Here is a 2,555-nt window from a genome sequence, read left to right as displayed (position 1 = left end):
CGTCACGGGGTTTTGGGGGGGGGCCCCCCGCGGCGGCGGCGGCCGCCGCGGAGGGCTCGGGGAACTCCGGCGGCCCGCTCGGGCTCGCGTCCCCGACCAAGGTGACTCCGGCGATCGTGCCGGCGGCCGATACCGTGACGCAGCTGGCCAGTAACGGACAGCTCGCCAAGGGCAGCGCGTTCGACAAGAAGAAGCCGGGGCAGCCGGTGTCCGGCATCTACCTGGACGGCCTGGACCCGACCGCCGCCAAGAAGCCCACGATCCCGGTGAAGAACCCGGCTGGCAGCGGCTCGGTCCAGGTCCGCCCGCTGAAGGCGCCGACCGCCGCCGGACTCGGCACCCTGCTCCCCAACAAGTGACGACCCGGCAGCCTTACGAGTCGGTCGTACCGGCGAAAGACGGGCCCGGAATTCCAAGACTCTGATCCGGATCTCGGTGGCCGGAAGACCGTCGGCGGGGCCGGACACTGGATCGGGACCCGCAGTTCCAGCTCCGCACGCGGCGGGCCCCGAGCCCATCGGCACCCGTGAACCCTCGTCCGGCCCACCGGCCTTTTCCTCACCGGTGGGCCGGACGCATTTCGTCGGCTATCCGGCCAGGGCGAGGTTGTGCATGCGGGCGATGCCGAGGATGGCGTGGTGGACGCCATCGCCTTTGAGTCGGCAGCCACGCTGGTAGCCGCCGTCCGCGATGGTCATCGTCTAGCCGGCGGCGGCCTTGGCGCCGAACTCCTCCCCGCCGCGGGAGTCGTGCCGGTTGCCCGGCGGGGGCCGTCGGCCGACCACGACCACCAGGCGGGTGTCGGCGGTGATCCGGTCCGTCGCCGACTTCGAGAGCCCAAACAGCGGGGCGATCTGGCGCATCGTCAGCGATCTCGCGCCGTACGGCGGTCACCAACTTGCCGGAGCGGCGCGGGCTCAGCCCGGTGAAGGGCCTATCCAGGACGGCTCCGACGCCGTGATCACACCCACACCAAGATCATTTCATTCCCTGACCGGCGGTTACGGGGCAATCATTAGGAACGTACGTAAAGCCGGGTCCGCCGCAGAGTGTGCCGCGTTGCGCCATCCGATGGAACCTGCCCGCCTCTGAATGTTTCCGCCGTGACTTATGCATGCATATACGGGTTTCCTTTTCGTAAGCGTGCAAACGTGAATTCAGGAAGGGAACCGAGTTGCCTAAGAAGTTCGCGATCATCACGGCCCTCGCGCTCACCACCGTCCTCAGCACCGCTGGCATCGCCTCCGCGGACGACACCTACGGCAAGGACGGCAAGGGCAACGGTGGCGTCTCCAAGCCCGCCAAGCCCGCCAAGCCCGCCAAGCCCGGCAAGAAGCCTGCCAAGCCCGCCAAGCCCGCCAACGGCGGCAACGGCAACGGTGGCAGCAACGGCAACGGCAACGGCAATGGGAACGGCAACGGTGGCGGAAACGGCAACGGTGGCGGAAACGGCAACGGTGGCGGAAACGGCAACGGTGGCGGACACGATGGCGGAAACGGTGGCGACACCACGACCGTCAAGGGCGGTGGCGGCTTCTCGTCCGCCCCGGTCGTCGTAAACGAGCCCCAGCAAGGCGTTCTCGTCGTCAACGGCACCGTCGTCGACGGCCGCTGCATCGCCCCGTGGTCCAACGGAGCTGTCCTCGGTGGCGTCGTCCCGCCGAACTCGCACTACGCCGCCTGCAACACGGCGACGGTCAACCAGCAGCAGCAAGCCCCGTACAAGGGTGGCCTGCTGTTCTGACTCCTGCTTCGAGCAATTCGCAGCAGGTGAATCCCCCCAACGCAGCCCGGAAAGGCGCAACTCATGCGTAAGAAGGTTACGGCCATTTCCGCCGTCGCGGCAGGCATCGTCCTGGCGGCCGGAGGCACCGCCGCGGCCGACAGCAACGTCACCACCGTCAAGGGCGGTGGCGGCTTCTCGACGTCCCCGGTCGTCGTGAACGCCCCGCAGCAGGGCGTTGTCATCGTCAACGGCACCGTGGCCGACCTCCGCTGTGTGGCTCCGTGGTCCAACGGAGCTGTCCTCGGTGGCGTCGTCGCGCCGAACTCGCACTACGCCGCCTGCAACACGGACAAGGTCAACCAGCAGCAGCAAGCCCCGTACGAGGGTGGCCTGCTGTTCTGACTCCTGCTTCGTGCGATGCGGAGCAGGTAAACCCCCATCACAGTCGGGAAAGGCTCAACTCATGCGCAATAAGGTTATGGCTGTTTCCGCCATTGCCGCAGGCATCGTCCTCGCGACCGGTGGCGCCGCCGCGGCCGACGGTAACACCACCACCGTCAAGGGCGGTGGCGGCTTCTCGTCCGCCCCGGTCGTCGTGAACGCCCCGCAGCAGGGCCTTGCCGTCGTCAACGGCGCTGTCGTCGACGGCCGCTGCATCGCCCCGTGGTCCAACGGAGCTGTCCTCGGTGGCGTCGCCGCGCCGAACTCGCACTACGCCGCCTGCAACACGGCGACGGTCAACCAGCAGCAGCAAGCCCCGTACGAGGGCGGCCTGCTGTTCTGAACAGTGCCTCACCCCGATGGCGGTCCCCGGAATCCCGGTGGGCCG

The 2,555-nt window shown here is 68.4% G+C and carries 3 protein-coding genes and 2 pseudogenes; 4 read left to right on the top strand and 1 reads right to left on the bottom strand.

What is annotated here, in order from left to right:
• Positions 1-359 (top strand): hypothetical protein (locus ACFWY6_RS20505; protein ID WP_384692203.1); only part of this gene is annotated, 359 nt, incomplete at its 5' end.
• 228 nt (positions 360-587) lie between these two features.
• On the opposite strand, the pseudogene ACFWY6_RS20500 reads toward ACFWY6_RS20505, so the two are convergent.
• Positions 588-971, bottom strand: a pseudogene (locus ACFWY6_RS20500) (hypothetical protein).
• 533 nt (positions 972-1,504) lie between these two features.
• Between ACFWY6_RS20500 and ACFWY6_RS20495 the strand changes: the two are divergent.
• The 3 genes and pseudogenes from ACFWY6_RS20495 to ACFWY6_RS20485 form a co-directional block, all read left to right on the top strand.
• Positions 1,505-1,744: pseudogene (locus ACFWY6_RS20495) on the top strand (hypothetical protein); the annotation flags it as partial.
• A gap of 63 nt (positions 1,745-1,807) precedes the next feature.
• A complete protein-coding gene (locus tag ACFWY6_RS20490) occupies positions 1,808-2,128 on the top strand; it encodes a hypothetical protein (RefSeq protein ID WP_384692201.1) in 321 nt (106 codons plus the stop codon).
• 61 nt (positions 2,129-2,189) lie between these two features.
• Positions 2,190-2,510 (top strand): hypothetical protein, encoded by a 321-nt coding sequence (locus tag ACFWY6_RS20485; RefSeq protein ID WP_384692198.1) that lies wholly within the window; start codon positions 2,190-2,192, stop codon positions 2,508-2,510.
• Positions 2,511-2,555 lie beyond the last annotated feature (45 nt).

It is taken from the genome of Streptomyces sp. NPDC059037, assembly GCF_042740015.1.
Lineage (GTDB): Bacteria > Actinomycetota > Actinomycetes > Streptomycetales > Streptomycetaceae > Streptomyces.
The sequence above is the reverse complement of the archived record's forward strand: the minus strand, read 5'-3'. Positions and strand labels throughout refer to the sequence as shown.

Bases quoted from the DNA above. Each gene is read 5' to 3' on its own strand.
- ACFWY6_RS20485 (WP_384692198.1), top strand. From the start codon at position 2,190: ATGCGCAATAAGGTTATGGCTGTTTCCGCCATTGCCGCAGGCATCGTC.
- ACFWY6_RS20490 (WP_384692201.1), top strand. From the start codon at position 1,808: ATGCGTAAGAAGGTTACGGCCATTTCCGCCGTCGCGGCAGGCATCGTC.